The sequence below is a fragment of the Pseudomonas sp. PSE14 genome (assembly GCF_029203285.1).
Classification (GTDB): Bacteria; Pseudomonadota; Gammaproteobacteria; order Pseudomonadales; family Pseudomonadaceae; genus Pseudomonas.
The window spans coordinates 2,958,097-2,981,686 of sequence record NZ_CP115669.1 but is presented as its reverse complement, the minus strand read 5'-3'; the positions used below and the strand labels follow the sequence as shown (position 1 = coordinate 2,981,686).

Annotated in this window: 23 protein-coding genes; 19 read left to right on the top strand and 4 right to left on the bottom strand. The window is 65.9% G+C overall.

Going from position 1 to position 23,590, the window contains the following annotated elements; translation table 11 throughout:
• Positions 1 to 353 precede the first annotated feature (353 nt).
• From O6P39_RS13700 to O6P39_RS13610, 19 genes are all read left to right on the top strand, one after another.
• Entirely contained in the window at positions 354 to 1,910 is a 1,557-nt protein-coding gene (locus tag O6P39_RS13700) for a long-chain fatty acid--CoA ligase (RefSeq protein WP_275611860.1), read from the top strand.
• Positions 1,911 to 1,946: 36 nt separating this feature from the next.
• Complete coding sequence (locus tag O6P39_RS13695) at positions 1,947 to 3,131, top strand: lipid-transfer protein (RefSeq protein ID WP_275611859.1); 1,185 nt, start codon at positions 1,947 to 1,949, stop codon at positions 3,129 to 3,131.
• 16 nt (positions 3,132 to 3,147) lie between these two features.
• Positions 3,148 to 3,588, top strand: coding sequence for a MaoC family dehydratase N-terminal domain-containing protein (locus O6P39_RS13690; RefSeq protein ID WP_275611858.1), 441 nt, complete (start codon positions 3,148 to 3,150; stop codon positions 3,586 to 3,588).
• 13 nt (positions 3,589 to 3,601) lie between these two features.
• The gene (locus O6P39_RS13685; RefSeq protein ID WP_275611857.1) at positions 3,602 to 4,009 is read left to right on the top strand and encodes a MaoC family dehydratase; all 408 of its coding nucleotides are present in this window, start codon (positions 3,602 to 3,604) and stop codon (positions 4,007 to 4,009) included.
• Positions 4,010 to 4,023: 14 nt separating this feature from the next.
• Entirely contained in the window at positions 4,024 to 4,860 is an 837-nt protein-coding gene (locus O6P39_RS13680) for an SDR family NAD(P)-dependent oxidoreductase (RefSeq protein ID WP_275611856.1), read from the top strand.
• A gap of 90 nt (positions 4,861 to 4,950) precedes the next feature.
• Positions 4,951 to 6,099 (top strand): acyl-CoA dehydrogenase family protein, encoded by a 1,149-nt coding sequence (locus O6P39_RS13675; protein ID WP_275611855.1) that lies wholly within the window; start codon positions 4,951 to 4,953, stop codon positions 6,097 to 6,099.
• A gap of 86 nt (positions 6,100 to 6,185) precedes the next feature.
• Positions 6,186 to 6,992 carry an enoyl-CoA hydratase/isomerase family protein gene (locus O6P39_RS13670; protein WP_275611854.1) on the top strand — a complete coding sequence of 269 codons (807 nt, stop codon included), beginning with the start codon at positions 6,186 to 6,188 and terminating at the stop codon, positions 6,990 to 6,992.
• Positions 6,993 to 7,030: 38 nt separating this feature from the next.
• Positions 7,031 to 8,443: a coniferyl aldehyde dehydrogenase gene (locus O6P39_RS13665; protein ID WP_275611853.1), complete on the top strand. Its 1,413-nt coding sequence runs from the start codon at positions 7,031 to 7,033 to the stop codon at positions 8,441 to 8,443.
• Positions 8,444 to 8,505: 62 nt separating this feature from the next.
• Positions 8,506 to 9,597, top strand: a complete 1,092-nt coding sequence (locus O6P39_RS13660; RefSeq protein WP_275611852.1) for a Zn-dependent alcohol dehydrogenase — start codon at positions 8,506 to 8,508, stop codon at positions 9,595 to 9,597.
• 16 nt (positions 9,598 to 9,613) lie between these two features.
• Complete coding sequence (locus tag O6P39_RS13655; protein WP_275611851.1) at positions 9,614 to 10,582, top strand: nitronate monooxygenase family protein; 969 nt, start codon at positions 9,614 to 9,616, stop codon at positions 10,580 to 10,582.
• Positions 10,583 to 10,589: 7 nt separating this feature from the next.
• Positions 10,590 to 11,741, top strand: a complete 1,152-nt coding sequence (locus O6P39_RS13650) for an acyl-CoA dehydrogenase family protein (RefSeq protein WP_275611850.1) — start codon at positions 10,590 to 10,592, stop codon at positions 11,739 to 11,741.
• Positions 11,738 to 12,961 carry an acyl-CoA dehydrogenase family protein gene (locus O6P39_RS13645; RefSeq protein ID WP_275611849.1) on the top strand — a complete coding sequence of 408 codons (1,224 nt, stop codon included), beginning with the start codon at positions 11,738 to 11,740 and terminating at the stop codon, positions 12,959 to 12,961. Before O6P39_RS13650 ends, O6P39_RS13645 begins: the two co-directional genes overlap by 4 nt.
• A gap of 20 nt (positions 12,962 to 12,981) precedes the next feature.
• Positions 12,982 to 13,434: a PaaI family thioesterase gene (locus O6P39_RS13640; protein ID WP_275611848.1), complete on the top strand. Its 453-nt coding sequence runs from the start codon at positions 12,982 to 12,984 to the stop codon at positions 13,432 to 13,434.
• Positions 13,435 to 13,448: 14 nt separating this feature from the next.
• Positions 13,449 to 13,838, top strand: coding sequence for an OB-fold domain-containing protein (locus O6P39_RS13635; protein WP_275611847.1), 390 nt, complete (start codon positions 13,449 to 13,451; stop codon positions 13,836 to 13,838).
• The gene (locus tag O6P39_RS13630) at positions 13,835 to 14,986 is read left to right on the top strand and encodes a thiolase (protein ID WP_275611846.1); all 1,152 of its coding nucleotides are present in this window, start codon (positions 13,835 to 13,837) and stop codon (positions 14,984 to 14,986) included. The genes O6P39_RS13635 and O6P39_RS13630 overlap by 4 nt, the downstream gene beginning before the upstream one ends.
• Positions 14,987 to 15,205: 219 nt before the next feature.
• Positions 15,206 to 16,399 carry an acyl-CoA dehydrogenase family protein gene (locus O6P39_RS13625; RefSeq protein ID WP_275611845.1) on the top strand — a complete coding sequence of 398 codons (1,194 nt, stop codon included), beginning with the start codon at positions 15,206 to 15,208 and terminating at the stop codon, positions 16,397 to 16,399.
• Between the two features lie 13 nt (positions 16,400 to 16,412).
• Positions 16,413 to 17,552 carry an acyl-CoA dehydrogenase gene (locus O6P39_RS13620; RefSeq protein WP_275611844.1) on the top strand — a complete coding sequence of 380 codons (1,140 nt, stop codon included), beginning with the start codon at positions 16,413 to 16,415 and terminating at the stop codon, positions 17,550 to 17,552.
• 133 nt (positions 17,553 to 17,685) lie between these two features.
• Positions 17,686 to 18,435: an electron transfer flavoprotein subunit beta/FixA family protein gene (locus O6P39_RS13615; protein ID WP_275611843.1), complete on the top strand. Its 750-nt coding sequence runs from the start codon at positions 17,686 to 17,688 to the stop codon at positions 18,433 to 18,435.
• On the top strand, positions 18,435 to 19,364 hold the full coding sequence (locus tag O6P39_RS13610; protein ID WP_275611842.1) for an FAD-binding protein: 930 nt from the start codon (positions 18,435 to 18,437) through the stop codon (positions 19,362 to 19,364). Before O6P39_RS13615 ends, O6P39_RS13610 begins: the two co-directional genes overlap by 1 nt.
• Positions 19,365 to 19,425: 61 nt before the next feature.
• Here the strand turns inward: O6P39_RS13610 and O6P39_RS13605 are convergent, their stop codons facing one another.
• The 4 genes from O6P39_RS13605 to O6P39_RS13590 form a co-directional block, all read right to left on the bottom strand.
• Entirely contained in the window at positions 19,426 to 21,012 is a 1,587-nt protein-coding gene (locus O6P39_RS13605; RefSeq protein ID WP_275611841.1) for an MFS transporter, read from the bottom strand.
• A 64-nt stretch (positions 21,013 to 21,076) separates the two neighbouring features.
• Positions 21,077 to 21,490 (bottom strand): DoxX family protein, encoded by a 414-nt coding sequence (locus tag O6P39_RS13600; RefSeq protein ID WP_275611840.1) that lies wholly within the window; start codon positions 21,488 to 21,490, stop codon positions 21,077 to 21,079.
• 98 nt (positions 21,491 to 21,588) lie between these two features.
• A complete protein-coding gene (locus tag O6P39_RS13595; protein WP_275611839.1) occupies positions 21,589 to 22,467 on the bottom strand; it encodes an AraC family transcriptional regulator in 879 nt (292 codons plus the stop codon).
• Positions 22,468 to 22,569: 102 nt separating this feature from the next.
• Entirely contained in the window at positions 22,570 to 23,490 is a 921-nt protein-coding gene (locus O6P39_RS13590) for a LysR family transcriptional regulator (protein ID WP_275611838.1), read from the bottom strand.
• Positions 23,491 to 23,590: the final 100 nt, after the last annotated feature.

Genomic DNA, 23,590 nt, shown 5'->3' with positions numbered 1-23,590 from the left:
AGGGCCGGGCGGCTTCGGACGTCCGGCCCTTTTTCATTGCGCCGCTGGGGCGTTCGCTCCTACGAAAGCCGTGCAGAGCTAAACCCGTAGGAGTGGATTTTATCCGCGATCCGCCGACAAGGCCGACGTCATTGGCGGGTTCGCGAGCAAGCTCGCTCCTACAGGCATGCGCCGGGCCGCTCTTCGTAGGAGCGAGCTTGCTCGCGAACCACCCGACGCCGTCCGACTCCCAGCTTCTAGTTCATTCGAACCACCCGCCAAACCACCGCAGCTTCATCCCTTCGACCGACGCCGTCGCCGGCGGCGCTCCCTAGTATCGAACCCACAAGAACAACATCCATTGGAGACCTGCCATGTACCTCACCCAAGGCCTGCAGCGCATGCTGCAGCAGGACCCCGACCACGTCGCGACCATCTTCCGCGGTCGTACGAGGACCTTCCGCGAGCAGGGTGAACGCGTCTCGCGCCTGGCTGCGGCCTTGCAGGCGCTGGGTATGCGCAGCGGCGACCGGGTCGGCATGCTGGCCCTGAATTCCGACCGTTACCTGGAGTACATGCTGGCCACCTGGTGGGGTGGCGGCGTGCTCAACCCGGTGAACATCCGCTGGAGTGTGCCCGAGATCGTCTACTCCCTGGACGACTGCCAGACCGAGATCCTGCTGATCGACGACCATTTCCTGCACCTGGCCGAAGGCATTCGCGCCGGCGCCAAGTGCGCCCCACTGCTGGTCCACGTTGGTGACGGCGAGGCGCCCGAGGGCATGCACTCCTTCGAGGGCCTGATCGCCCGCCACGAGCCAGTCGCCGATGCCATGCGTGGTGGCAACGACCTGGCTTCGATCATGTACACCGGTGGCACCACCGGTTTGCCCAAGGGCGTGATGCAGTCGCACATGAACCTCTGGTCCTCCGCCGTGGCGCGTCTTGCCGAGTTTCCGACAGAGGAAAACTCCCGGACCCTGCACGCGGCCCCGATGTTCCACACCGCTGCGATGGCGCGCTGCCTCAGTCAGGTCATCAGCGGCGACGTCAACGTCTTCATCCCGATGTTCGATGCGCTGGAAGTGATCCAGACCATCGAGCGCGAACGCATCAACGAAATGCTGCTGGTGCCGACCATGTTGCAGGCGGTGATCAACCATCCGGATTTCGAACGCCATGACCTGAGCTGCCTCAAGCGCATGGCCTACGGCGCCTCGCCGATTTCCCTGCCCGTGCTGGAACAGGCACTGGCGAAACTTCCGGGCGTGGCATTCATGCAGGCCTATGGCATGACCGAGTCCTCGCCGGTGATCTCCATCAGCCCGGAGTGGACCCATGAGGCCGAAGGTATCGCCAGCGGGCTGGTGCGCAGCGCTGGGCGCGGCGGCTATGGCGGCCTGGTCAAGGTGGTGGACGAGGACGGCAACGAGGTGCCCCGCGGCACGGTCGGCGAGGTCATCGTCTGCGGGCCCAACGTCATGCTTGGCTACTGGAATCGCCCGGAAGAGACCGCCAGGACCTTGCGCAATGGCTGGCTGCACACCGGCGACGGTGCCTACATGGACGAGCGCGGCTTCCTGTTCATCGTCGATCGCCTGAAGGACATGATCGTCACCGGCGGCGAGAACGTGTATTCCGCCGAGGTCGAGAACGTGGTGGCCCGCCACCCGGCCGTGCAGAGCTGCGCGGTGATCGGCATCCCCCATGAGCGTTGGGGCGAGGCGGTGCACGCGGTAGTGGTGCTGCGCGAAGGCAGCGACGTCTGCGCCGACGACATCCGCGCCCACTGCACCCAGCACATCGCCGGCTACAAGTGCCCGAAAACCGTCGAGTTCGTGACTGCGCTACCGCTTTCGGCGGCCGGCAAGGTCCTCAAGCGCGACCTGCGCGCTCCCTACTGGAAAGACCAGAAACGTGCCGTCAACTGATGGCGCGCTGCACGAAGCATCCCCAAGGAGAACGACATGAATAACAAAGTAGTGGTGGCCGGGGTCGGCATGATCCCCTTCACCAAGCCTGGCGCCAGCGACGAATACCACATCATGGGCGCCAACGCGGCCAAGGCCGCGCTGGCCGATGCCGGCGTCGATTACGCCCTGGTGCAACAGGCCTACGTCGGCTATGTCTACGGCGATTCCACCTGCGGCCAGGCCGCGGTGTACGGCGTGGGCCTCACCGGCATCCCGGTGATCAACGTCAACAACAACTGCGCCACAGGCTCCACCGCACTGTTCCTGGCGCGCCAGGCGGTCGAGAGCGGGGCGGTGGAATGCGCTATCGCCGTGGGTTTCGAGCAGATGGTCCCCGGCGCGCTGAAAGGCGCCTATACCGACCGCACCGGTCCGATGGACCGCTTTGCCAAGACCATGCAGCAGGTGCAGGGCTTCGACGAGCAGGCGCCGCGTGCCGCACAGTTCTTCGGCGGCGCCGGGCGTGCCTACATGAAGGAGTACGGCATCAGCCGCGAGACCTTCGCCCGCATCCGCGTCAAGGCCAGCCAGCACGCCGCGCGCAACCCGCTGGCGGTATTCCGCAACGTGGTGAGCGTCGAGGAAGTCATGGCTTCGCCGATGATCTTCGATCCGCTGACTCGCCTGCAGTGCTGCCCGCCGACCTGCGGCGCGGCCGCCGCCATCGTCTGCTCCGAGGCCTTCGCGAAGAAGCATGGCCTGCGCACCGACGTGGTGATCGCCGCCCAGGCCATGACCACTGACCGCAACAGCACCTTCGACGAAGGTGACATGCGCAAGGTCGTTGGCTACGACATGACTCGCAACGCTGCTGCCGCCGTGTACGAAAAGGCCGGCGTGGGTCCGCAGGACATCCAGGTAGTGGAGCTGCACGACTGCTTCACCGCCAACGAACTGATCACCTACGAAGGGCTGATGCTGACCCCCGAAGGCACCGCCGAGAAGTTCATCCTCGACGGCGACAACACCTACGGTGGTCGCATCGTCACCAATCCCTCCGGCGGCCTGCTGTCCAAGGGCCATCCGCTGGGTGCCACCGGCCTCGCCCAGTGCTTCGAGCTGACCCGTCAGCTGCGCGGCACCGCTGACTCCACCCAGGTGGACGGCGCGCGCTTCGCCCTGCAGCACAACCTGGGCCTGGGCGGCGCCTGCGTCGTCACCCTGTTCCAGCGCCAGTGATCCGGGAGACGCGAGCATGATCGACAAGAGCCATATCGGCGCGGTGGTTTCCAGCCATACGCAATTGGTCGAGGCGGGGCGCCTGCGCTTCTTCGCCAAAGCCACCGGCCAGGCGGATGCGCGTTACAGCGACGAGACCGCCGCCCGTGACGCCGGCTACCCCGGCCTGCCCGTGCCGCCGACCTTTCTCTTCTGCCTGGACATGGAAGCCGGCGGTTCGGGTTCGGTGCTCAAGCGCCTGAACATCGACCTCGGTCGCATCCTGCATGCCGAGCAGAGCTTCACCTACCACCGCATGGCCTTTGCCGGCGAGCGCCTGTCCTTCGAGACAAAGATCGTCGACATCTACGACAAGAAGGGCGGCGCCCTGGAGTTCGTGGTGCGCGAGACCCGCGTCACCAACGGCGCAGGCGAGCTGGTGGCGGAACTGCGCAACAGCCTGGTCGTACGCAACTAACGAGGAGCCGAGCGTGAACCTGAATGCAATTGCCGTCGGCGACGAACTGCCGAGCTTCACCACCGAGCCGGTGAATCGCACCACCCTGGCGCTGTACTGCGGCGCCTCGGGGGACCACAACCCGATCCACGTCGACATCGACTTCGCGAAGAAGGCGGGCATGCCGGACGTGTTCGCCCACGGGATGCTGTCCATGGCCTACCTGGGCCGGCTACTGACCAACTGGGTGCCGCAGGAGCGCCTGCGCGGATTCTCCGTGCGCTTCGCCGCCATTACCCACCTGGGCGACGCCATCACCTGCTCCGGCCGCGTTCTGGAGAAGGACGAAGCCGCCGGCACCGTACGCGTGGAAATCACCACCCGCAACCAGGCGGGTGAAATCAAATTGTCCGGCGAAGCCGTAGTGGCCCTGGACGCCTGAAACAGGAGAACGCAATGAACAAGAAACTCGACGGCAAAGTCGCCCTGATCACCGGCTCCGGCCGCGGCATCGGCCGTGAAGTCGCGCTGCAGCTTGCCGCGCTGGGTGCACGGGTGGTCATCAATGACCTGGACCAGGAGCCGGCGGAACAAACCGTCGCCGACATCCGCGCCGCCGGTGGCGATGCGATCGCCTGCATCGGCAGCGTCACCGCAACCGATTTCGCCGATCGTTTCCTGAAAACCGCCATGGACAACTTCGGCAGCGTCGACATCATCGTCAACAACGCCGGTTTCACCTGGGACAACGTGATCCAGAAGATGTCCGACGAGCAGTGGGGCGCCATCATCGACTGCCACCTGACCGCACCGTTCCGCATCCTGCGCGCTGCCCAGCCGATCCTCAGCGAGCTGGCCAAGAAAGACGCCGCCGAGGGCCGCGAGGTCCTGCGCAAGGTGGTCAACATCTCCTCCGGCGCCGCCGGGGGCAACGCCGGGCAGGCCAACTACTCCTCGGCCAAGGCCGGCATCCTCGGCATGACCAAGGCGCTGGCCAAGGAGTGGGGCCGCTACAAGGTCAACGTCAACGCGGTGGCCTTCGGGGTGATCGATACCCGCCTGACCCAGGCGCTGGCCGGCGAAGACAGCAAGACCGTCAACATCGAGGGTCGCGAGATCCGGGTCGGCGTGCAGAAGGCCCGTCTCGACGCGCTCAGCACCACCATTCCCCTCGGCCGTCCGGGCAAGGCGGAAGAGGCTGCCGGTGCCGTGGTGCTGTTCTGCCTGCCGGAATCCAACTACTGCTCCGGCCAGACCATCTACTGCGGCGGCGGCCCCGGCGGCAACTTCTAAGCCCCTCCGTCAAGCGCCCTGCGGTACCTCCTCGGTATCGCACGGCTGCACGTCCGATACCCGATGCAAGCGTCTCCTGAGGAATGCCCCATGAGTGCCTACAAATCCCCCTGGATCACTGAAGACCTGAACATCTTCCAGGAATCCGTGCGGCGCTTCGTCGCCGAAGAACAGGTGCCCCACGAAGAGCGTTGGGCCAAGCAGCAGCACGTCGACCGTGAAACCTGGCTGCGCGCCGGCCAGTGCGGAATGCTGCTGTTGAGCATTCCCGAGGAGTACGGCGGCATGGGCGGCAACTTCGCCCACGACGCCATTCTGACCCTGGAGCAAAGCCGCCAGGTGACCGCCAGCCTGGGCACCAACGTGCACAGCGGCATCGTTGCCCACTACATCCTGCGCTATGCCAGCGAGGCGCAGAAGCTCAAGTGGCTGCCGAAGATGGCCAGCGGCGAGCTGGTCGGCGCCATCGCCATGTCCGAGCCGGGTGCCGGTTCCGACCTAAAGAGCATCAAGTGCCGCGCCGTGAAGGATGGCAGCGACTACGTCATCAACGGTTCGAAGACCTTCATCACCAACGGCTACCACGCCGACCTGATCCTGGTGGTGACCAAGACCGACCCGGAGAAGGGCGCCAAGGGCACCTCGATCATCGTGGTCGAGACCCAGGACCTGCCCGGATTCCGTCGTGGCCGGATCCTCGAGAAGATCGGCCAGAAGGCCCAGGACACCGCCGAGCTGTTCTTCGACGACGTGCGCGTACCGCAGGAAAACCTGCTGGGCCCGGAGGAGGGCAAGGGCTTCATCCAGCTCATGCAGCAGCTGCCGCAGGAGCGCATGATCATCGCCCTCGGCGCGCTGGGCAGCATGGAGCGCGCGCTGAACGACACCGTCGAGTACGTGCGCAACCGCAAGGTATTCGGCCAGTCGCTGCTGGATATGCAGAACACCCGCTTCAAGCTCGCCGAGATGCGGACCACCTACACCATCGCCCGTACCTTCATCGACGACTGCATGGTCAAGGTGCTCAACGGCGAACTGGATGCCGAAACGGCGGCCATGGCCAAGTGGTGGGCCACCCAGCGCAATTGCGAAATCATCGACGAGTGCCTGCAACTGCACGGTGGCTACGGCTACATGATCGAGTACCCGATCGCGCGTCAGTTCGTGAACTCGCGGGTGAGCAAGATCTTCGGCGGCTCCAACGAAATCATGAAGGAAATCATCGCCCGCACGCTGTAAGCGATCCGCCCGCCGCGGTCCCTCGGGGACTGCCGGCGCGTTCGACCACCGACCCACCGCCCCCTGGAAACGGAATGAGACCTGCCATGAATGCGTCGACCATCGACCTGTCCATCGACAACGGCCTGGCCACTCTGGTCATGGCCCGTCCCGAGCGCAAGAACGCCCTGATCCCGCAGATGTTTGCTGAGCTGCTCGACGCACTGACGGATCTGCGACGCAATCCTGAAGTGCGAGCCGTATTGCTCACTGGCGCTGGAAACGATTTCTGCTCCGGTGGCGACATTGGCAACATGCAGGGCGATTACATCGAGGCCGCGAATGTCCGGCGCCGCATGGAGGAAAACAATCGCCTCCTGATGGCCATGGTCGACTTTGACAAGCCGATCATCGCTGCGGTTGACGGTGCTGCCTACGGTGCCGGTTTCAGCATCGCGCTCGCGGCGGATTTTGTGATTGCCTCTGAGCGGGCGCGTTTCTGCATGTCCTTTGCCCGCCTTGGCCTGGGGCCGGATCTGGGGGCGTCCTATACGCTGCCGCGTATCGTCGGACTGCAGAAAGCCAGGGAAATCATCTTCTCCGCCCGCGAAGTTTCCGCGCAGGAAGCCCAGCAGTTGGGCATCGCCCTTGAAGTCCATCCGGCAGACAGCTTCCGCGCTCGCGCCCAAGAGCTGGCCCGAGCCATGGCCAACCTGTCGCCCACTGCCTTCAGCATGACCAAGCGTCTTCTTGGCGTCTCACTGGAGAGCGACCTGCTCACGATGCTCGATGCCGAAGCCAGTAACCAGGCGGTGAGCATGGCCTCTACCTACCTCAAGGAGGCTGCCGGGCGCTTTGCTCGCAAGGAGGCGCCGCTCTATCAGTGGCCCGCCGCCAAGCGCGATAACGCCTGAGCGGTGAAACCAGACACAACAACAATGAGGGGTTTGCAATGAGCGCGTATGACCACCCGAACGGCACGGAGATCCGTGCGCTTCTCGACAGGCAGCGCAGCGCCTTTCTCGCGGCCGGCCCGTCTTCGGCCGAGCAGCGTATCGAACTGATCGACCGCGCCATCGGCCTGCTGGTCGATCACCAGGAAGAGATCGTCGAGTCCGTGGCCGCCGATTTTGGCCATCGAAGCAAGGACTTCAGCCGCGTGACCGAGGTCCTGTCGCCGCTGATGACCTTGAAGCAGACGAAGGCCCAATTGGCCGAGTGGATGAAGCCGGAGCAACGTCACAGTGATCGTGGCGACGCCTGGGTGCAGTACCAGCCCCTGGGTGTGGTGGGTATCGTCAGTCCGTGGAACTTCCCGGTAAACCTGGCCTTCGGCGGCCTGGCCGGCGCCCTGGCGGCGGGCAACCGGGTGATGATCAAGCCCTCCGAGTTCACGCCCCGGACCTCGGCGCTGATGGCTCGGATGATTCGCTCGGTGTATGCCGAGGACGAGGTCGCGGTGGTCACTGGCGGAGCGGATGTCGGCCAGGCGTTCTGCACCCAGCCATTCGACCATCTGCTGTTTACCGGCGCCACCAGCATCGGCAGGCAAGTGATGCGCGCCGCCGCCGAGAACCTGGTACCGGTGACCCTGGAGCTGGGCGGCAAGTCGCCCACCATCATTTCCCGTTCGGCCGACTTCAAGGCCGCGGTGACCAAGGTCATCACCGGCAAGATGCACAACGCCGGGCAGATCTGCCTGGCCCCGGACTACGTCTTCGTTCCCGAGGAATCGCTGGAAGAGTTCATCGCCATCGCCAAGGCGGTACTGGCCGGTTACTTCCCGACACTCAAGGACAATCCGGATTACACCTCGGTGATCAATGCACGGCATTTCGAGCGCCTGCTGGGGTACTTGAGCGAGGCTCGGGAGGCCGGTGTCGAACTGGTCGAGCTGAATCCCGCTGGCGAAGACTTCAGCGACCAGGCCCATCACAAGATCGCGCCGACCCTGCTGATCGATCCGGTGGACGGGTTACGCGTCATGCAGGACGAAATCTTCGGTCCTCTGCTGCCGGTCAAGCCGTACAAGGAGATCGCCGACGTGGTCGCCTATGTCAACGCACATCCGCGTCCGCTCGGCCTGTATTACTTCGGTAGCGACGCGGCGGAGGAGGAGTACGTGCTCACCCGCACCACCTCGGGCGGCGTCACCCTCAACGACGTGCTCAAGCACGTCGCTGTCGAAAGCCTGCCATTCGGCGGCGTGGGGCCCAGCGGCATGGGCGCCTACCACGGCCGCGATGGCTTCCGCACCTTCAGCCATGCCAAGGCGATCTTCCGCCCGGCCGAGGGCCCGGACCTGATGCGCCCGCCCTACGTCGATCAGTTGAAACAGATCGTCGCTTCGCTCATCACCCGCTGATTCCGGCCCGGCCGCGCCGGACGGGTTCCGTCACGCCGGGCCGATCTCTTTTCGAGGTAGTCATGAAAGCAGCTGTATTGCGTCAACCGGGCACCCCGCTGGTCATCGAGGACGTCGCCATCAGCAAGCCGGGACCGCGCGAGGTGCTGATCCGCACCGTGGCCGTGGGTGTGTGCCATTCCGACCTGCACTTCGTCGATGGCACTTATCCGTTCCCCATGCCGGTGGTCCTCGGTCACGAGGCGGCCGGCATCGTCGAGCAGGTCGGTTCCGAGGTGCGCTCGGTGAAGCCGGGCGACCATGTGGTGACCTGCCTGTCGGCCTACTGCGGGCATTGCGAGCATTGCGTGACCGGCCACCTTTCGCTGTGCGTGTCACCCGACACCAAGCGCGGCAAGGACGACGAGCCGCGCCTGAGCGAGATCCAGAGCCTCAAGCCGGTCAACCAGTTCATGAACCTGTCGTCCTTCGCCGAGCAGATGCTGGTGCACGAGAATGCCTGCGTCTCGATCCGCAAGGACATGCCCTTGGACCGCGCGGCGCTGCTCGGCTGCGCGGTGATCACTGGCACGGGGGCGGTGTTCAACACCGCCAAGGTGCGCCCTGGCGAAACCGTGGCGGTGATTGGCTGCGGCGGCATCGGCCTGTCGGCGATCAATGGCGCCGTGCTGGCCGGGGCGGGGCGGATCATCGCCATCGACCGGCTCGACTCAAAGCTGGAGCTGGCCCGTCGTTTCGGCGCCACCGACGTGATCAACGCGAGCGAGGGCGACGTGGTCAAGCAGGTGCTCGAGCTGACCCGTGGTGGCGTGCACCATGCCTTCGAGTGCATCGGCCTCAAGCAGACCTTCGAGCAGGCCTTCGGCATGCTCGTCCGCGGCGGCAGCGCAACGGTGATCGGCATGATCAAACCGGGGCAGAAGATCGAGCTGCACGGCTTCGACATCCTCGGCGAGCGCCGCATCCAGGGCTCCTTCATGGGCTCCAATCGCTTCCCGGTGGACATGCCGCGGCTGGTCGACTTCTACATGCAGGGCCGCCTCAAGCTCGACGAGATGATTTCCCAGCGCCTGAAGCTGGAGCATATCAACGAAGCCTTCGATGAGCTGCGCCGTGGCGAACTGGCGCGCTCGGTCATCGTTTTCGACCAGTGATACGCGGAGAACTCCCATGAAGACACGCATTACCGAACTGCTCGGCATCCGCTATCCGATCATCCAGGGCGGCATGATGTGGGTTGGCCGTGCCGAGATGGCCGCCGCCGTCTCCAACGCCGGCGGCCTGGGCATCCTCACCGCGCTGACCCAGCCGACCCCGGAGGCGCTGGCCGCCGAGATCGAGCGTTGCCGCACGCTGACCGACCAGCCGTTCGGGGTCAACCTGACCCTGTTGCCGTCGATCAACCCGCCGCCCTACGAGCAATACCTGGACGTCATCATCGCCAGCGGTGTGAAGGTGCTGGAGACCGCCGGCAACAACCCCGGCGAGTACATCGCAAAGGCCAAGGCCGCCGGCATAACGGTGATCCACAAGTGCGTGGCCGTGCGCCATGCGCTGAAGGCGCAGAGCCTGGGGGTGGACGCGGTGTCCATCGACGGCTTCGAATGCGCCGGCCACCCCGGCGAGGACGACGTACCCGGCCTGGTGCTGATCCCGCTGGCCGCGCGCCGCCTGCAGGTGCCAGTGATCGCGTCGGGCGGCATCGCCGACGGCGACGGCATGGCCGCCGCCCTGACACTGGGGGCGGAAGGGGTGAACATGGGCACACGCTTCTGCGCCACCCGCGAGGCGCCGATCCACGAGAACATCAAGCGTGCCCTGGTCGGCGCTACCGAGCGCGATACCCGGCTGATCTTCCGCACCCTGCACAACACTGCACGGGTGCTGCGCAACCCGATCTCCGAGGAAGTGGTGAGCATCGAGCAGCGCGGCAACGCGAAATTCGAGGATATCCGCCACCTGGTGGCCGGCGCCCGTGGTCGTGCCGCGCTGGAGAGTGGGGCGTCCGACGACGGCATCGTCACCGCCGGCCAGTGCGTCGGCCTGATCGACGACATTCCGACCTGCGCCGAACTGCTCGAACGCATGGTCCGCGACTGCCGCGCCGCTCTCGAGCGTGCGCGGACACTGGCTTGCTGAGGTCGCCATGGACTTCGAACTGACGATGGAACAGAAACTGCTGCAGGACAGCCTGCAGCGGTTCCTCGACGAGCATTACGGCTTTGCCCAGCGCATGGAAGCGGTGAACTCCGCTGACGGTTGGCGGCCGCAATGCTGGGAAGCCCTGGCGGAGGACCTGGGGGTCCTGGGGGCATCCTTCGCCGAGGAACATGGCGGGCTCGGTGGCGGCCTGCTGGAGAACCTGCTGGTCATGCAGTCCTTCGGCGGCGCGCTGGTGGTCGAGCCGTACCTGTCCACCGTGGTGATTGGTGGCGGCCTGCTCCAGCGGGTGGGTGGGGCACAGGCGCAGCGACTGATCCCGCAGATCATCGCCGGTGACCTGCGTATCGCCCTTGCGCAGCGGGAAGAGCAGGGGAGCGACTGCCTGCACGATGTTGCCTGTCGCGCGCAGCGGGAGGCCGAGGGCTACCGTCTCAACGGCAAGAAGTGCCTGGTGCTGGGCGCACCCTGGGCCAGCCATCTGCTGGTCAGCGCGCGCACCGCGGGCACCTCGCGCGAGCGCGACGGTATCAGCCTGTTCCTCGTCGAGAACGATGCCAAGGGGCTGCGGCGCCTGGACTATCCGACAGTGGATGGCAGCCGCGCCGCCGATATTCATTTCGACAACCTGTGGGTGCCGCAAAGCGCCTTGCTGGGGCCGGAAGGTCAGGGCTTTGCCCTGTTGCAGGGCGTGCTCGACGAGGCCCGGCTGGCGCATTGCGCCGAGGCGGTCGGCTGCATGCAGCGGATGCTCGCCGACACCCTGGCCTATGCCCGCGAGCGGCGGCAGTTCGGCGTGCCCATCGGCAGCTTCCAGGTGCTCCAGCACCGCATGGTGGAGATGCATATCCAGATCGAGCAGACGCTGTCGCTGACCTATCTGGCGGCCATGCGCGCCCTGGCATCACCCGCCGATCTCGCGCTCGCTGCCTGCGCGGCAACGGCGCAGGCCATCAAGGCCCTGCGCTTCGTCGGCCAGGCCGCGGTGCAGATCCACGGCGGCATGGGCATTACCGAGGAGCTGGCGTTGGGGCACTACTTCAAGCGGGCCACGGTGATGGAGCAGCAGTTCGGCTCCCTCGACCACCACGTGCGCCGGTACGCCAGCCTGGCGCTACCGCGGAGGGCACAGGCATGAATCTGCAATTCGGCATCGAAGAACAACGTTTCCGCGAAGAAGTGCGAGCCTGGATCGACGAGGCCTTCGACGACGAGCTGCGCGCGCTGATGCGACGCTCGAAGAACGGCTTCCTCGACAAGCTTGGCCAGCAGTGCTGGCAGAAGAAACTCCACGCTCGCGGCTGGGCCGCGCCAGACTGGCCCGCCGAGCATGGCGGCCCGGGCTGGACGCCGACGCAGCGCTACCTGTTCCAGTGTGAAATCGCCGCTGCCGGCTGCCCGCCGATTTCGCCGATGGGCATCAAGATGGTGGCGCCGGTGATCATGCGTTTCGGCAGCGAAGCGCAGAAGGCGCGCTTCCTGCCGCCGACGCTGTCGTCCGATATCTTCTGGTGCCAGGGCTACTCCGAGCCAGGAGCGGGCTCCGATCTTTCGGCCCTGAAGATGCGCGCGGAGCGCGACGGCGACGACTACCTGCTCAATGGCTCGAAGATCTGGACCACCCACGCGCAGTGGGCGGACTGGATGTTCTGCCTGGTTCGCACCAGCCGGGAGGCGAAGCAGCAGGCCGGCATCTCGTTCCTGCTGGTGGACATGAAGAGCCCCGGCATCCGCGTGAGTCCGCTGCCTTTGCTGGATGGCCCCTACCCGGGGGAGCAGGAGGTCAACGAGGTGTTCTTCGACAATGTGCGGGTACCGCTGGCCAACCGCATCGGCGAGGAAGGTCAAGGCTGGACCTGCGCCAAGTACCTGCTCGAATTCGAACGCGGCAACAGCTACGGACCAGCACTGCGCTACCAGCTGGGGCAGGTACTGCAGCTGGCCGAACGCCTGCCCGGCGACGACGGCCGGCCGATGGCCGAGGACCTCGATTTCCAGCGGCGCTATTGCGAACTGGCGATTCGCGTCGAGGCCGTGGAGGCGACCGAACTGCGACTTTTTTCCGGGCAGCGCTCCGGCAGTTCGGTGGGTGCCGCCTCCAGCATGGTCAAGCTGGTCGGCACCGAAACCAAGCAGGCCATCAGCGAGCTGGCGATCGAGGTGGCCGGGCCACGGGGCTGGCCCTTCGTTCGTGACACCTGGGCCGAGAACCGTGGTCGCGACGTGGAGGCCAATCCCGGTTCGCCCGAGCTGGCGGCGTTGCTGCCGCGCTACTTCAACTACCGCAAGACATCCGTCTACGGCGGCACCAGCGAGATCCAGCGCAACATCATCGCCAAGCAGATACTCGGACTCTGAGCATTGCCATGAATCTTCCCGTGAATTCGCAAGACCCTGTCGAGCCCGGCTGCGAGCCGGAGCTGCCGCCTGGCTTCCAGCCGATGGCCCGTCCCGGCTTCGTCAACAACTGCGGTGGCATGTACGTGAACCTGGAACGCCGGATGGTCGCCGCGCGCATCCTGCCGGAACATCTCAACCCGCTGGGCATCGCCCATGGCGGCTTTCTCGCCACCCTGGCCGACACCGGCTTTGGCACCGCGATCAAGCTGACCGCAGGTTCCGAGCTGCCGCCGGCCACCATCAACCTCGACATGGACTACCTGAGCCCGGCGCTGCCCGGGCGCTGGATCGAGGTCCAGGTGCAGATCCACAAGCTTGGCCGCAGCATCAGCGTGGCCAGTTGCAGCCTGCTCGACGGCGACACCCTGGTGGCGCGGGGCAAGGGCACCTTCATCAACAACACGCGCAGCCTGCACGGCCGGACGCAGTGACCCAGGAGCCAGACATGGCCGAGACTTCCCAAGCCACCGCGCCCGTCGGGCCGGAGGCGCAGTACCAGCGGTTCCTCCAGCAGGGCCGCTTCATGCTGCAGCGCAGCGTCTCCAGTGGCCGCTACGTGTTCTACCCGCGGGTGGCCATCCCCGGCACCGGCGAGACCGACCTGGAATGGGTCGAAGCCGCCGGCACCGGACGCATCTACGCCATCACCGTGAACCGCTCGCGCAACGCCAGCCACAACGTGGCATTGATCGACCTGGACGAGGGCGTACGCATGATGTCGCGCATCGAAGGCCGCGAAACCGCGCCCATCGGCAGCCGCGTGAAGGCCCGGGTGATCGAGGAAGACGGGCAGGCGCTCGTGGTGTTCGACGTGATCGACGAGGTGCAGGCATGAATTCGTCCCTCCGCGGCAAGACCGCCATCGTCGGTATCGGCAGCGCCGGCATCGGCGAGGCCCACGGCTTCAGCGCCATGGAACTGCTCGGCGAGGCCTCGCTGAAGGCCATCGCCGATGCCGGGCTGAAACTCTCCGACGTCGACGCGGTATTCGCCGCCACCAGTTCCCATGCCTTCCCGACGCTGTCGGTGTGCGAATACCTCGGCATCAAACCCAAATTCGTCGATGGCACCAATGTCGGCGGCTCCAGCTTCGAATGGCACTTGCTGCAGGCGACCCTGGCGCTGCAGGCCGGGCTGTGCGACGTGGCGCTGATCTGCTACGGCTCCAACCAGCGCACCGCCGGCGGCAAGCTGGTGTCGATGAGCGAACCGCAGTGGCACGAGACGGCGTACAAGCCACGCCATCCGATCACTTCCTATGCGCTGGCGGCCAGCCGGTACATGCACCAGTACGGCACCACCCGCGAGCAACTGGCGGAAGTGGCGCTGGCCGCGCGGGGCTGGGCCAACCTCAATCCCGAGGCCTTCGCTCGCGGTCCGCTGACGATGGACGACGTCCTTGCCGCGCGGATGGTCAGCGATCCGTTGAGCGCCGCCGACTGCTGCCTGGTCACCGATGGCGCCGGCGCCTGCATCATGGTCCGCGCCGATCGCGCCCGAGATTTGCCGAACAAGCCGGCGTACTTCCTCGGCGCTGCCGGTGCGCAATGGCACCGCTCGGTGGTGTGCATGCCCGACCTGACCGTCACCGCCGCCTCGGAAAGCGGTCCGCGCGCCATGCAGATGGCCGGCGTGAGCCACGCCGATGTGGACCTGGTGATGCTCTATGACGCCTTCACCATCAACACCATCCTGTTCCTCGAAGACCTCGGTTTCTGCGCCAAGGGGGAGGGCGGCCACTTCGTCCAGGGTGGGCGTATCGCTCCCGGCGGCGAGCTGGCGGTGAATACCAACGGTGGCGGCCTGTCCTGCGTGCATCCGGGGATGTACGGGATGTTCCTGATCCTCGAAGCGGTAACGCAGATTCGTGGCCAGGCAGGCGCGCGACAGCTGAAGAAGGCCGATATCGCCCTGCTGCATGGCAATGGCGGCACGCTGTCGAGCCAGGTCACGGCCTTCCTGGGGAGTGAAGCGGTGCTCTGACCCCGCGTCGGGGTTGCAGGACGCACCTACGAAACGCAAAAGCCCGCTCGGCCCTGTGCCGCGCGGGCTTTCTGCTTTTTCGGCAGCCGAAAGATCCACCCCGAAATTGGTCCGAACGAACTACAGCCAGCTCCGCGCCGCATCCCGATACTCGACGGCAGAACCCAACCCGTCGCGCCTGCGCGGCCGACAAGAACAACAGGTCTGAGGAACACCTCGATGGACATCCACTACACGCCCGAAGAGCTGGCCTTCCGCGAGGAAGTGCGGGCCTTCCTGCGCGACAAGCTGCCGGCCGAGTTGGCCGCCAAGGTCAAGCTCGGCAAGCGCCTGAGCAAGGAAGACAACGTCTTCTGGATGCGCACCCTGAACGATCGCGGCTGGCACGCCTCCCTCTGGCCCGTGGAGTACGGCGGTACCGGCTGGAGCGTGGTGCAGAAGTACATCTTCGAGGAAGAATGCGCGATTGCCGGCGCGCCCCGTGTGCTGCCGTTCGGCGCAGTGATGGTCGGCCCGGTGATCATCAACTTCGGTACCGAGGAGCAGAAGGCCCATTACCTGCCGCGCATCCTCGACATGACCGATTGGTGGGCGCAGGGCTACTCCGAGCCGGGCTCCGGCTCCGACCTCGCCAGCCTGAAGACCCGCGCCGTGCGCGAGGGTGATCACTACATCGTCAACGGCCAGAAGACCTGGACCACCATGGGCCAGCATGCCGACTGGATTTTCTGCCTGGTGCGCACCGACCCGCAGGCCAAGGCCCAACGTGGCATCAGCTTCCTGCTGATCGACATGAAATCCCCAGGCATCACCGTGCGCCCGATCATCACCCTGGATGGCGAGCATGAGGTCAACGAAGTCTTCTTCGACAACGTAAAGGTGCCGGTGGCCAACCTGGTCGGCCAGGAGAACGACGGCTGGACCTGCGCCAAGTACCTGCTCACCCACGAGCGCACCGGCCTTGCCGGCATCGGCTTCTCCAAGCAGTTGCTGCGCCAGCTCAAGGCCATCGCCGCCCGTGAGCGCAAGGGGGGCAGGGCGCTGATCGACGATCCGCTGTTCCGTGCCCAGATCGCCGAGCTGGAGATGCAACTGATGGCCGCCGAGATGAGCAACCTGCGCATCCTTGCCGCTGCCCGTGAAGGCGGCGGCAGCGGCGCCGAAAGCTCGATCCTCAAGGTGCGCGGCACCGAGATCCGCCAGGCCATCACCCACCTGCTGCGCAAGGCCGTCGGCCCCTACGCACTACCGTTCCTCGAAGAGGAAATGGAAGCCTGCTCGGGCGACCTGCTGCACACCGACTACAGCGCCACCGCTGCCAGCCAGTATTTCATCATGCGCAAGCTCTCGATCTACGGCGGCTCCAACGAAATCCAGAAGAACATCGTTTCCAAAGTGAACCTCGGACTCTGAGAGGCAGCCGACCATGGACTTCAAACTCACTGAAGAGCAGCAGATGCTGCAAGACACGGCGGCGCGTCTGGTGCGTGATGCCTACGGATTCGAACAGCGCGAGGCCTATCGCCGTGGCGAGCTGGGCTTCAGCGCCGACTTCTGGCGCCAGCTCGGGGAGCTGGGCCTGACCGGCGTGTCCCTGCCCGAAGCCTACGGCGGTTTCGGCGGCGGCGTGGACAGCATGCTGGTGCACACCGAGCTGGGCCGTGGCCTGTGCCTGGAGCCCTACCTGCAGTCGGTGGTCTTTGCCGGCGGCCTGCTGGACCAACTCGGCAGCGACGCGCAGAAGGACCAGCTGCTCACTCAGGTTGCCAGTGGCGAGCTGCAGTTGGCGGTGGCCTTCGAGGAACCGCAGAGCCACTACGAACTGAACACCGTGGCGACCCGCGCCGAGCCGGTGAACGGCGGCTGGCGGCTGTCCGGGCGCAAGGTCGCGGTGATCGGCGGGCACAGCGCCGGGCTGATCCTGGTGTCCGCCCGCGTCGCCGGCGGCGAGCATGACCAGCAGGGCATCGGCCTGTTCCTCCTCGATCCGGCCGAAGCGGGCGTGAAGCGTCGCGTCTACCCGACCGCCGATGGCTTCAAGGCTTGCGAACTGTTCCTGGACGGTGCCTTCGTCTCCGCCGAGCACGTGCTGGGCGAGCCGGGGCAGGCTTTCGACGCGCTGCGTTACCAGCAGGGACGCGCCATCGCCGCCCAGTGCGCCGAGGCGGTGGGCGCCATGGAGGCGACCTGCGAGCTGACCCTGGAGTACCTGAAGACCCGCAAGCAGTTCGGTGTCACTATCGGCTCCTTCCAGGTGCTGCAACACCGCATGGTGGACATGCGCGCCGAACTTGACCAGGCCAGCAGCATGGCGATCCTCGCCGCCTGCGTCGCCGACCAGCCGGACAGCGCCGAACGCAGCCGCGCCCTGGCTGCCGCCAAGTACATCGTCACCCGCGCCGGACGCTTCATCGCCGAGCAATGCATCCAGCTGCACGGTGGCATCGGCCTGACCGACGAATACCTGGGTTCGCACTACGCCAAGCACCTGGTGATGATCAGCCACCAGTTCGGCGACGACGACCATCACCTGCAGACCTTCGTCCATTTGATGGATGTGGCCTGACACCATTCGCGAGCAAGCTCGCTCCTACAAAAAATCGCACCGGCGCAAGCCCGGATCTGTAGGAGCGAGCTTGCTCGCGAACCTCCCCAACCGCAGCGCCGATGCAAGCCGGCGTTAGCCGAGGAAATAACTGATGAAAGTACTGGTCGCGGTAAAGCGCGTGGTCGATTACAACGTCAAGGTCCGCGTCAAGGCGGACAACTCCGGCGTCGATCTCGCCAACGTCAAGATGTCCATGAACCCCTTCTGCGAAATCGCCGTGGAAGAAGCCGTTCGCCTGAAAGAGAAAGGCGTCGCCACCGAGATCGTTGCGGTCTCCGTCGGCCCGACTGCCGCCCAGGAGCAACTGCGTACCGCGCTGGCTCTGGGTGCTGATCGCGCCATCCTCGTTGAAACCAACGAAGAACTGAGCTCCCTGGCTATCGCCAAGTCGCTGAAAGCCCTGGTCGACAAAGAGCAGCCGCAGCTGGTCATCCTCGGCAAGCAGGCCATCGACAGCGACAACAACCAGACCGGCCAGATGCTGGCTGCGCTGTCCGGCTACGCCCAGGGCACCTTCGCCTCCAAGGTCATCGTTGCTGGCGACAAGGTCAACGTCACCCGTGAAATCGACGGCGGCCTGCAGACCGTTGCCCTGAACCTGCCGGCGATCGTCACCACCGACCTGCGCCTGAACGAGCCGCGCTATGCGTCGCTGCCGAACATCATGAAGGCGAAGAAGAAGCCGCTGGAAACCCTTACGCCCGAGGCATTGGGCATCTCCACGGCCTCGACGGTGAAGACGCTCAAGGTCGAAGCGCCTGCTGCACGCAGCGCCGGCATCAAGGTGAAATCGGTGGCCGAACTGGTCGAGAAACTGAAGAACGAAGCGAAGGTGATCTGATGGCTGTCCTGGTTGTTGCAGAACATTCGAATGGCGCGCTGGCCTCGGCGACGCTGAACACCGTTAGCGCCGCGCAGAAGATCGGTGGCGATATCGCCATCCTGGTCGCTGGCCAGAACGTCGGTGGCGTGGCCGAAACCGCTGCCAAGATCGCTGGTGTTTCCAAGGTGCTGGTCGCCGACAACGCTGCCTACGCTCACCAGCTGCCGGAGAACGTTGCTCCGCTGCTGGCGTCCATCGCCCGCGATTTCAGCCATGTGCTGGCCCCGGCGACCACCAATGGCAAGAACTTCCTGCCGCGCGTCGCCGCCCTGCTGGACGTCGACCAGATCTCCGAGATCATCGAAGTGGTCAGCGCCGACACCTTCAAGCGCCCGATCTACGCCGGTAACGCCATCGCTACCGTGCAGTCCTCGGCTGCCGTCAAGGTCATCACCGTACGTGGCACCGGCTTCGACGCCGCTGCTGCCGAAGGTGGTTCCGCTGCTGTTGAAGCGGTTTCCGGCCCGGCTGACGCCGGCAAGTCCGCCTTCGTGGGCGAAGAACTGGCCAAGTCCGACCGTCCGGAACTGACCGCTGCCAAGATCGTCGTTTCCGGCGGCCGCGGCATGGGCAATGGCGACAACTTCAAGATCCTCTACGCCCTGGCTGACAAGCTGGGCGCCGCTGTCGGTGCTTCCCGCGCCGCGGTCGACGCCGGCTTCGTGCCGAACGACATGCAGGTCGGCCAGACCGGCAAGATCGTTGCACCACAGCTGTACATCGCGGTGGGCATCTCCGGTGCCATCCAGCACCTGGCGGGCATGAAGGACTCCAAGGTGATCGTTGCGATCAACAAGGACGAAGAGGCGCCGATCTTCCAGGTTGCCGACTACGGTCTGGTGGGGGATCTTTTCGAGGCCGTGCCGAGCCTCGAAGCGGCCGTCTGAGGCGTGCCGCCGCTCCGGGACCTTGCGGCCCCGGAGCTTCGTTCTCTGTAGCTGCGGCTCCTCAGGCGCTCTTGAGGTAATGCCGGATGCGGATGTCCACGCCCTGGGTCTGGAACTGGCGCGCTGCCGCTTCGATCTTCAGTTCGCCGCGGGTGACCCGCTGGTGGTGGCGCAGGTGCTCCAGCCAGGACTCATCAATGAAGAATTCCAGCCAATGGCGCGGGTTCTCGCTGTCCTGCACCAGTTCCCAGGAAATCGCCCCGTTGCGCCGGCGCATGCCGCGCACATCCTTCATCGCCTGCTGGAAGGCGTCGGCCTTGGCCGGATCGATGTCGTATTCCAGGGTGATCAGCACCGGGCCGCGCTCCTGGTCCACGCCTTCGACGAGGATCGGCGCCGGCCAGTGTAGCGACGGCGCCAGGTCTTCCGCCTCGGTGACGGGCAGGCGGAAGCGCAGGCTGGCGAGCAGCCCCGCCAGCAGCACCGCGCTGGCGCACAGCAGCGCGAGGGTGATCGAGGCGCGGCTGGCGACGAAGCCCCACAGGGTGCCGCCGGCGGCCATGCTGCCGAAGAACACCAGGATGTACACGGCCAGCGCCCGTGCCCGGACCCACGCCGGCACCGAGGTCTGGGCCGCCACCTGCAGGCTGGAGAGCACGGCGATCCACGCCGCGCCGCTGAGCAGCATCACCGGCACCAGCAGGTACAGGTTGCGCAGCAGTGCCAGGGCGATCAGCACCAGCGCGTAGACTGCGCTGGAGAGCACCACCAGGCGGTCGCTGCCCAGGCGCTCGCGCAAGGCCGGCAGGAACGCTGCGCCCAGTACCGCGCCAACGCCGACGCTGCCCAGCAGCAGGCCGAAGTCCATGGCGCTGCCGTGCAGCTCGCCGCGGACGATCAACGGCAGCAGCGACATGCCGGCACTGGCGCCGAGGAAGAACGCCAGCGCGCGCACCAGCACCGCCTGCAAGGGGCGGGAACTTCGGCTGTAGCGCCAGCCGGCGCGCAGCGCGCCGAGCAGACGTTCGGCCGGCAGCACCGAAGGCCTGGTTTCGCGCTTCCAGGCCCAAAGCACGCCGATCACCGCGAAGAACGACAGGGCATTCAGGGCGAAGGTCAGCCAGGGACCGACGAGGCTGACCAGCACACCCGCGATGGCCGGGCCGACCGCCCGCGCCAGGTTGACCCCGACGCTGGACAGCGCCACCGCCGCCGGTAGTTCGCCCTTGTCCACCAACTCGGGAGTCGTCGCGCTCCAGGCCGGCATCATCAACGCGGTGCCGATGCCCATGCACAGGGTCAATCCCAGCAGCAGCCAGACCGTGGTCAGGCCGAGCAGGGTGAGTGCGGCCAGCAGCGTGGCGACCGCCGCCATCCACAGTTGCACGCCCAGCAGGTAGCGGCGTTTGTCGACGATATCGGCCAGGGCGCCGGCCGGCAGCGCGAGGAAGAACATCGGCAGGGAGCCGGCCACCTGCACCAGGGCCACGTTCAGGGGGCTGGCCGACAGTGACGTCATCAGCCAGCCGGCGCCCACTTCGTGCATCCAGGTGCCGATGTTCGAGGCGATGCTGGCCAGCCACAGCCAGCGGAAGGTGGTCTGGCGCAGCGGGCTCCAGGGAGACGAGGCGGTCGAGGATTGGGACATGTTCAGCGCCAGGGTTTCGGAAGGGATTCGTGAATCAGGTATAGGCGATCGCCGAGAAGGCGCTTCAGGACAGCCACGCAGGCACCGCCCGCTCTTTGGAGATTTTGCCGCTCAGGGAGAGTCCACCGGGCCCGGCAATGAGCAGGGTGACGAAGATGATCAACAGCAACCAGGCGAACTGCCCTTCGGCCACGCTCCATTCCGGATGCACGAAGACCAGCGCCACCAGCAGCACGCTGAGGATCGGCAGGCAGGCGAGACGGGTCAGCACGCCCAGCATGATCGGCAGGGGACAGATCACTTCGGCGAAGATCGCCAGGCTCAGCGTCGGCACGGGCCCCAGGTGGAACGGGTCCTCGATGACGGTCAGCTCATGGCTGAAATTCAGCAGCTTGGGCAGGCCATGGACCCAGAGCAGGAGCAGGCAGCCGGACACGCGCAGGTACAGCAGCGCCCAGTCGGTCGAGGAGCGGGGCATGGCGTCACCTTCCAGATCTGTTGAGGAATCTTGAGGATGGTCCATGCGCCGCCGGGTGTCTTGTATCGATGTGCCGGATTGGCAGTCAGATGGATAGCCTAGTCACCGGCCCGATGGGAACGTCGCCATCTCGACGGGGACGCGCCGGTGATCCTCTGGAATACCCGGGAAAAGTGCGATTGGTCCGAGAAACCGCAGTCCAGACCGATCTGCGACAGGTTCAGCGCCGTGTGCAACATCAGCTGCTTGGCCTTGTCCACGCGCATTTGCAGCAGCCATTCATGGGGCGTCATGCCGGTGCTGCGCTTGAAGGCGCGGGTGAAATAACTGCGCGAGAGCGCGCACTCCTGGGCCAGCTCGGCAACCGACAGGCCATCGGACAGGTGATGGGCGATCAGCTCCTTGGCGCGCCGTGCCTGCCAGTCGGACAGCCCCTTGGCCGGCTCGGGCCAATCCGCCGTATTCCCGTAGCGGGCGCTGATGTGCGTACAGAGCGCGAGCATGACCTGGTCGACGAACAGCCGGTTCACTTGGCCGGGCATCGTCAGGGCGGGCAGCAGGGATTGGGTGAGGTGGTAGACGACCGGGTCCAGGGTGCCGGGCGGGCAGTTCAGGGCGATGCGCCGGCTGAGACCTTCCTCGTAGAGCGCCTCTTCCAGCGGGGCGCGTGGCAGGTTGATGCGCAGGTTGTCGTAAGGCGCGAGGTGCTGGCATTTCACCTCGTCGCCCAGGTAGGCGATGGAGGTGCTCTCACGAACGTGGCCGCCCTTGTAGCTCAGCCGCCCGCCACGCCACAGGCGGTGGGAGGCGAAGTCTTCGAGCTGGACGATGACCGAGAAACTGTCGCTGCAGGGGATGTCCAGGATGCTGTTCGGATCGGGGTTGCGGTGGCTGTTGCGCAGGATCGAGTACTGGCCGGCGCTGAATGGCGGGGTGGCCGGGTGGGCTGCGGCACGGGCGTCGGTGGGCTTGTGCATGGGTACGCGGTCCTCGTGAACGGAATACAGGGGCCTGGCTACCGGTCGTGCAGTGCCGGCCCACCGCTTGGCATCACTGGGGTGCGGGGGCGACGGGGCGTTTCATGGCGCTGAATGGTCCCAGTACGGTGGATCGCCGAAGCGTTCGGTGAAGAAGTCGACGAATGCCCGGACCTTCTTCGAATTGCGTCGGTTCGGCAGGTAGACGGCATACACGCCGCTGTCCTCGCCGTTCACGCCCGCCCGCCATTCCGGCAGCAGGACCTGCAACCGGCCGGCCTCGATGTCCTCGCCCAGCAGCCAGCTGGGCATCAGGATCAGCCCCATGCCATCCAGCGCCGCCTGGCGCAGTACCTGTGAGCTGTTGGCGCGCAGCGGTCCACTGACCCGCACGCTTTCCTCGCTGTGTCCGCAGAAGTGCCATAGGCGGCTGCCCCGGGCATAGGCGAAGGTCAGGCACGCATGCTGGGCGAGCTCGGCCGGGGTGCGTGGGCTGCCGTGGCGCTGCAGGTAGTCCGGGCTGGCGCAGAGCAGGCGGCGGTGCGGCGCCATGCGGCGGGCAACCACGTGGGGCGAGTCGACGTTGCCCAGGCGAACGGCGAGGTCGAGGCGTTGCTCCACCAGGTCCGCCATCTCGTCGGACAGCACCAGGTCCAGGGTGATGCCGGGGTAACGCTCGGCGAAGTCCGAAAGCCCGGGGGCGATGTGCAGCTGCCCGAAGGCGACCGGCAGGCTGACGCGCAACTGACCGCGTGGCGGGCCCTCCGCCTCGCTGACTTCCAGGTTGGCGCTCTCCAGGTCCGCCAGCAGACGCACGGCGTGCTCGTAGTAGGTTTCCCCGGCCGCGGTCAGCGTGACCCGCCGGGTCGAGCGATTGAGCAGGCGTGTTCCCAGGTGCTGCTCCAGAGCATCCACCTGGCGGGTGACCGAGGAGGTCGCCAGGCCCATCTGCCGCCCGGCGGAGGCGAATCCGCCAGCTTCCACGGTGGTGATGAACGCGTTGAGTGCCGCGAAACTGTCCATGCTTTCACCATTGCGTTCTGTGCAACGAAGTTGCCTGAATCTTCCGGATTATCAATCTGGTTCGTCAAGCATAGATTGCTTCCCAACAGGAGGACGCAAC

What these genes read in the sequence shown, in the direction of transcription:
- O6P39_RS13680 (WP_275611856.1), top strand. Translation starts at nt 4,024, where the DNA reads ATGAACAAGAAACTCGACGGCAAAGTCGCCCTGATCACCGGCTCCGGC.
- O6P39_RS13600 (WP_275611840.1), bottom strand. Translation starts at nt 21,490, where the DNA reads ATGCCCCGCTCCTCGACCGACTGGGCGCTGCTGTACCTGCGCGTGTCC.
- O6P39_RS13650 (WP_275611850.1), top strand. Translation starts at nt 10,590, where the DNA reads ATGGACTTCGAACTGACGATGGAACAGAAACTGCTGCAGGACAGCCTG.
- O6P39_RS13625 (WP_275611845.1), top strand. Translation starts at nt 15,206, where the DNA reads ATGGACATCCACTACACGCCCGAAGAGCTGGCCTTCCGCGAGGAAGTG.
- O6P39_RS13605 (WP_275611841.1), bottom strand. Translation starts at nt 21,012, where the DNA reads ATGTCCCAATCCTCGACCGCCTCGTCTCCCTGGAGCCCGCTGCGCCAG.
- O6P39_RS13645 (WP_275611849.1), top strand. Translation starts at nt 11,738, where the DNA reads ATGAATCTGCAATTCGGCATCGAAGAACAACGTTTCCGCGAAGAAGTG.
- O6P39_RS13670 (WP_275611854.1), top strand. Translation starts at nt 6,186, where the DNA reads ATGAATGCGTCGACCATCGACCTGTCCATCGACAACGGCCTGGCCACT.
- O6P39_RS13620 (WP_275611844.1), top strand. Translation starts at nt 16,413, where the DNA reads ATGGACTTCAAACTCACTGAAGAGCAGCAGATGCTGCAAGACACGGCG.
- O6P39_RS13695 (WP_275611859.1), top strand. Translation starts at nt 1,947, where the DNA reads ATGAATAACAAAGTAGTGGTGGCCGGGGTCGGCATGATCCCCTTCACC.
- O6P39_RS13630 (WP_275611846.1), top strand. Translation starts at nt 13,835, where the DNA reads ATGAATTCGTCCCTCCGCGGCAAGACCGCCATCGTCGGTATCGGCAGC.
- O6P39_RS13590 (WP_275611838.1), bottom strand. Translation starts at nt 23,490, where the DNA reads ATGGACAGTTTCGCGGCACTCAACGCGTTCATCACCACCGTGGAAGCT.
- O6P39_RS13700 (WP_275611860.1), top strand. Translation starts at nt 354, where the DNA reads ATGTACCTCACCCAAGGCCTGCAGCGCATGCTGCAGCAGGACCCCGAC.
- O6P39_RS13610 (WP_275611842.1), top strand. Translation starts at nt 18,435, where the DNA reads ATGGCTGTCCTGGTTGTTGCAGAACATTCGAATGGCGCGCTGGCCTCG.
- O6P39_RS13615 (WP_275611843.1), top strand. Translation starts at nt 17,686, where the DNA reads ATGAAAGTACTGGTCGCGGTAAAGCGCGTGGTCGATTACAACGTCAAG.
- O6P39_RS13595 (WP_275611839.1), bottom strand. Translation starts at nt 22,467, where the DNA reads ATGCACAAGCCCACCGACGCCCGTGCCGCAGCCCACCCGGCCACCCCG.
- O6P39_RS13655 (WP_275611851.1), top strand. Translation starts at nt 9,614, where the DNA reads ATGAAGACACGCATTACCGAACTGCTCGGCATCCGCTATCCGATCATC.
- O6P39_RS13660 (WP_275611852.1), top strand. Translation starts at nt 8,506, where the DNA reads ATGAAAGCAGCTGTATTGCGTCAACCGGGCACCCCGCTGGTCATCGAG.
- O6P39_RS13690 (WP_275611858.1), top strand. Translation starts at nt 3,148, where the DNA reads ATGATCGACAAGAGCCATATCGGCGCGGTGGTTTCCAGCCATACGCAA.
- O6P39_RS13635 (WP_275611847.1), top strand. Translation starts at nt 13,449, where the DNA reads ATGGCCGAGACTTCCCAAGCCACCGCGCCCGTCGGGCCGGAGGCGCAG.
- O6P39_RS13675 (WP_275611855.1), top strand. Translation starts at nt 4,951, where the DNA reads ATGAGTGCCTACAAATCCCCCTGGATCACTGAAGACCTGAACATCTTC.
- O6P39_RS13665 (WP_275611853.1), top strand. Translation starts at nt 7,031, where the DNA reads ATGAGCGCGTATGACCACCCGAACGGCACGGAGATCCGTGCGCTTCTC.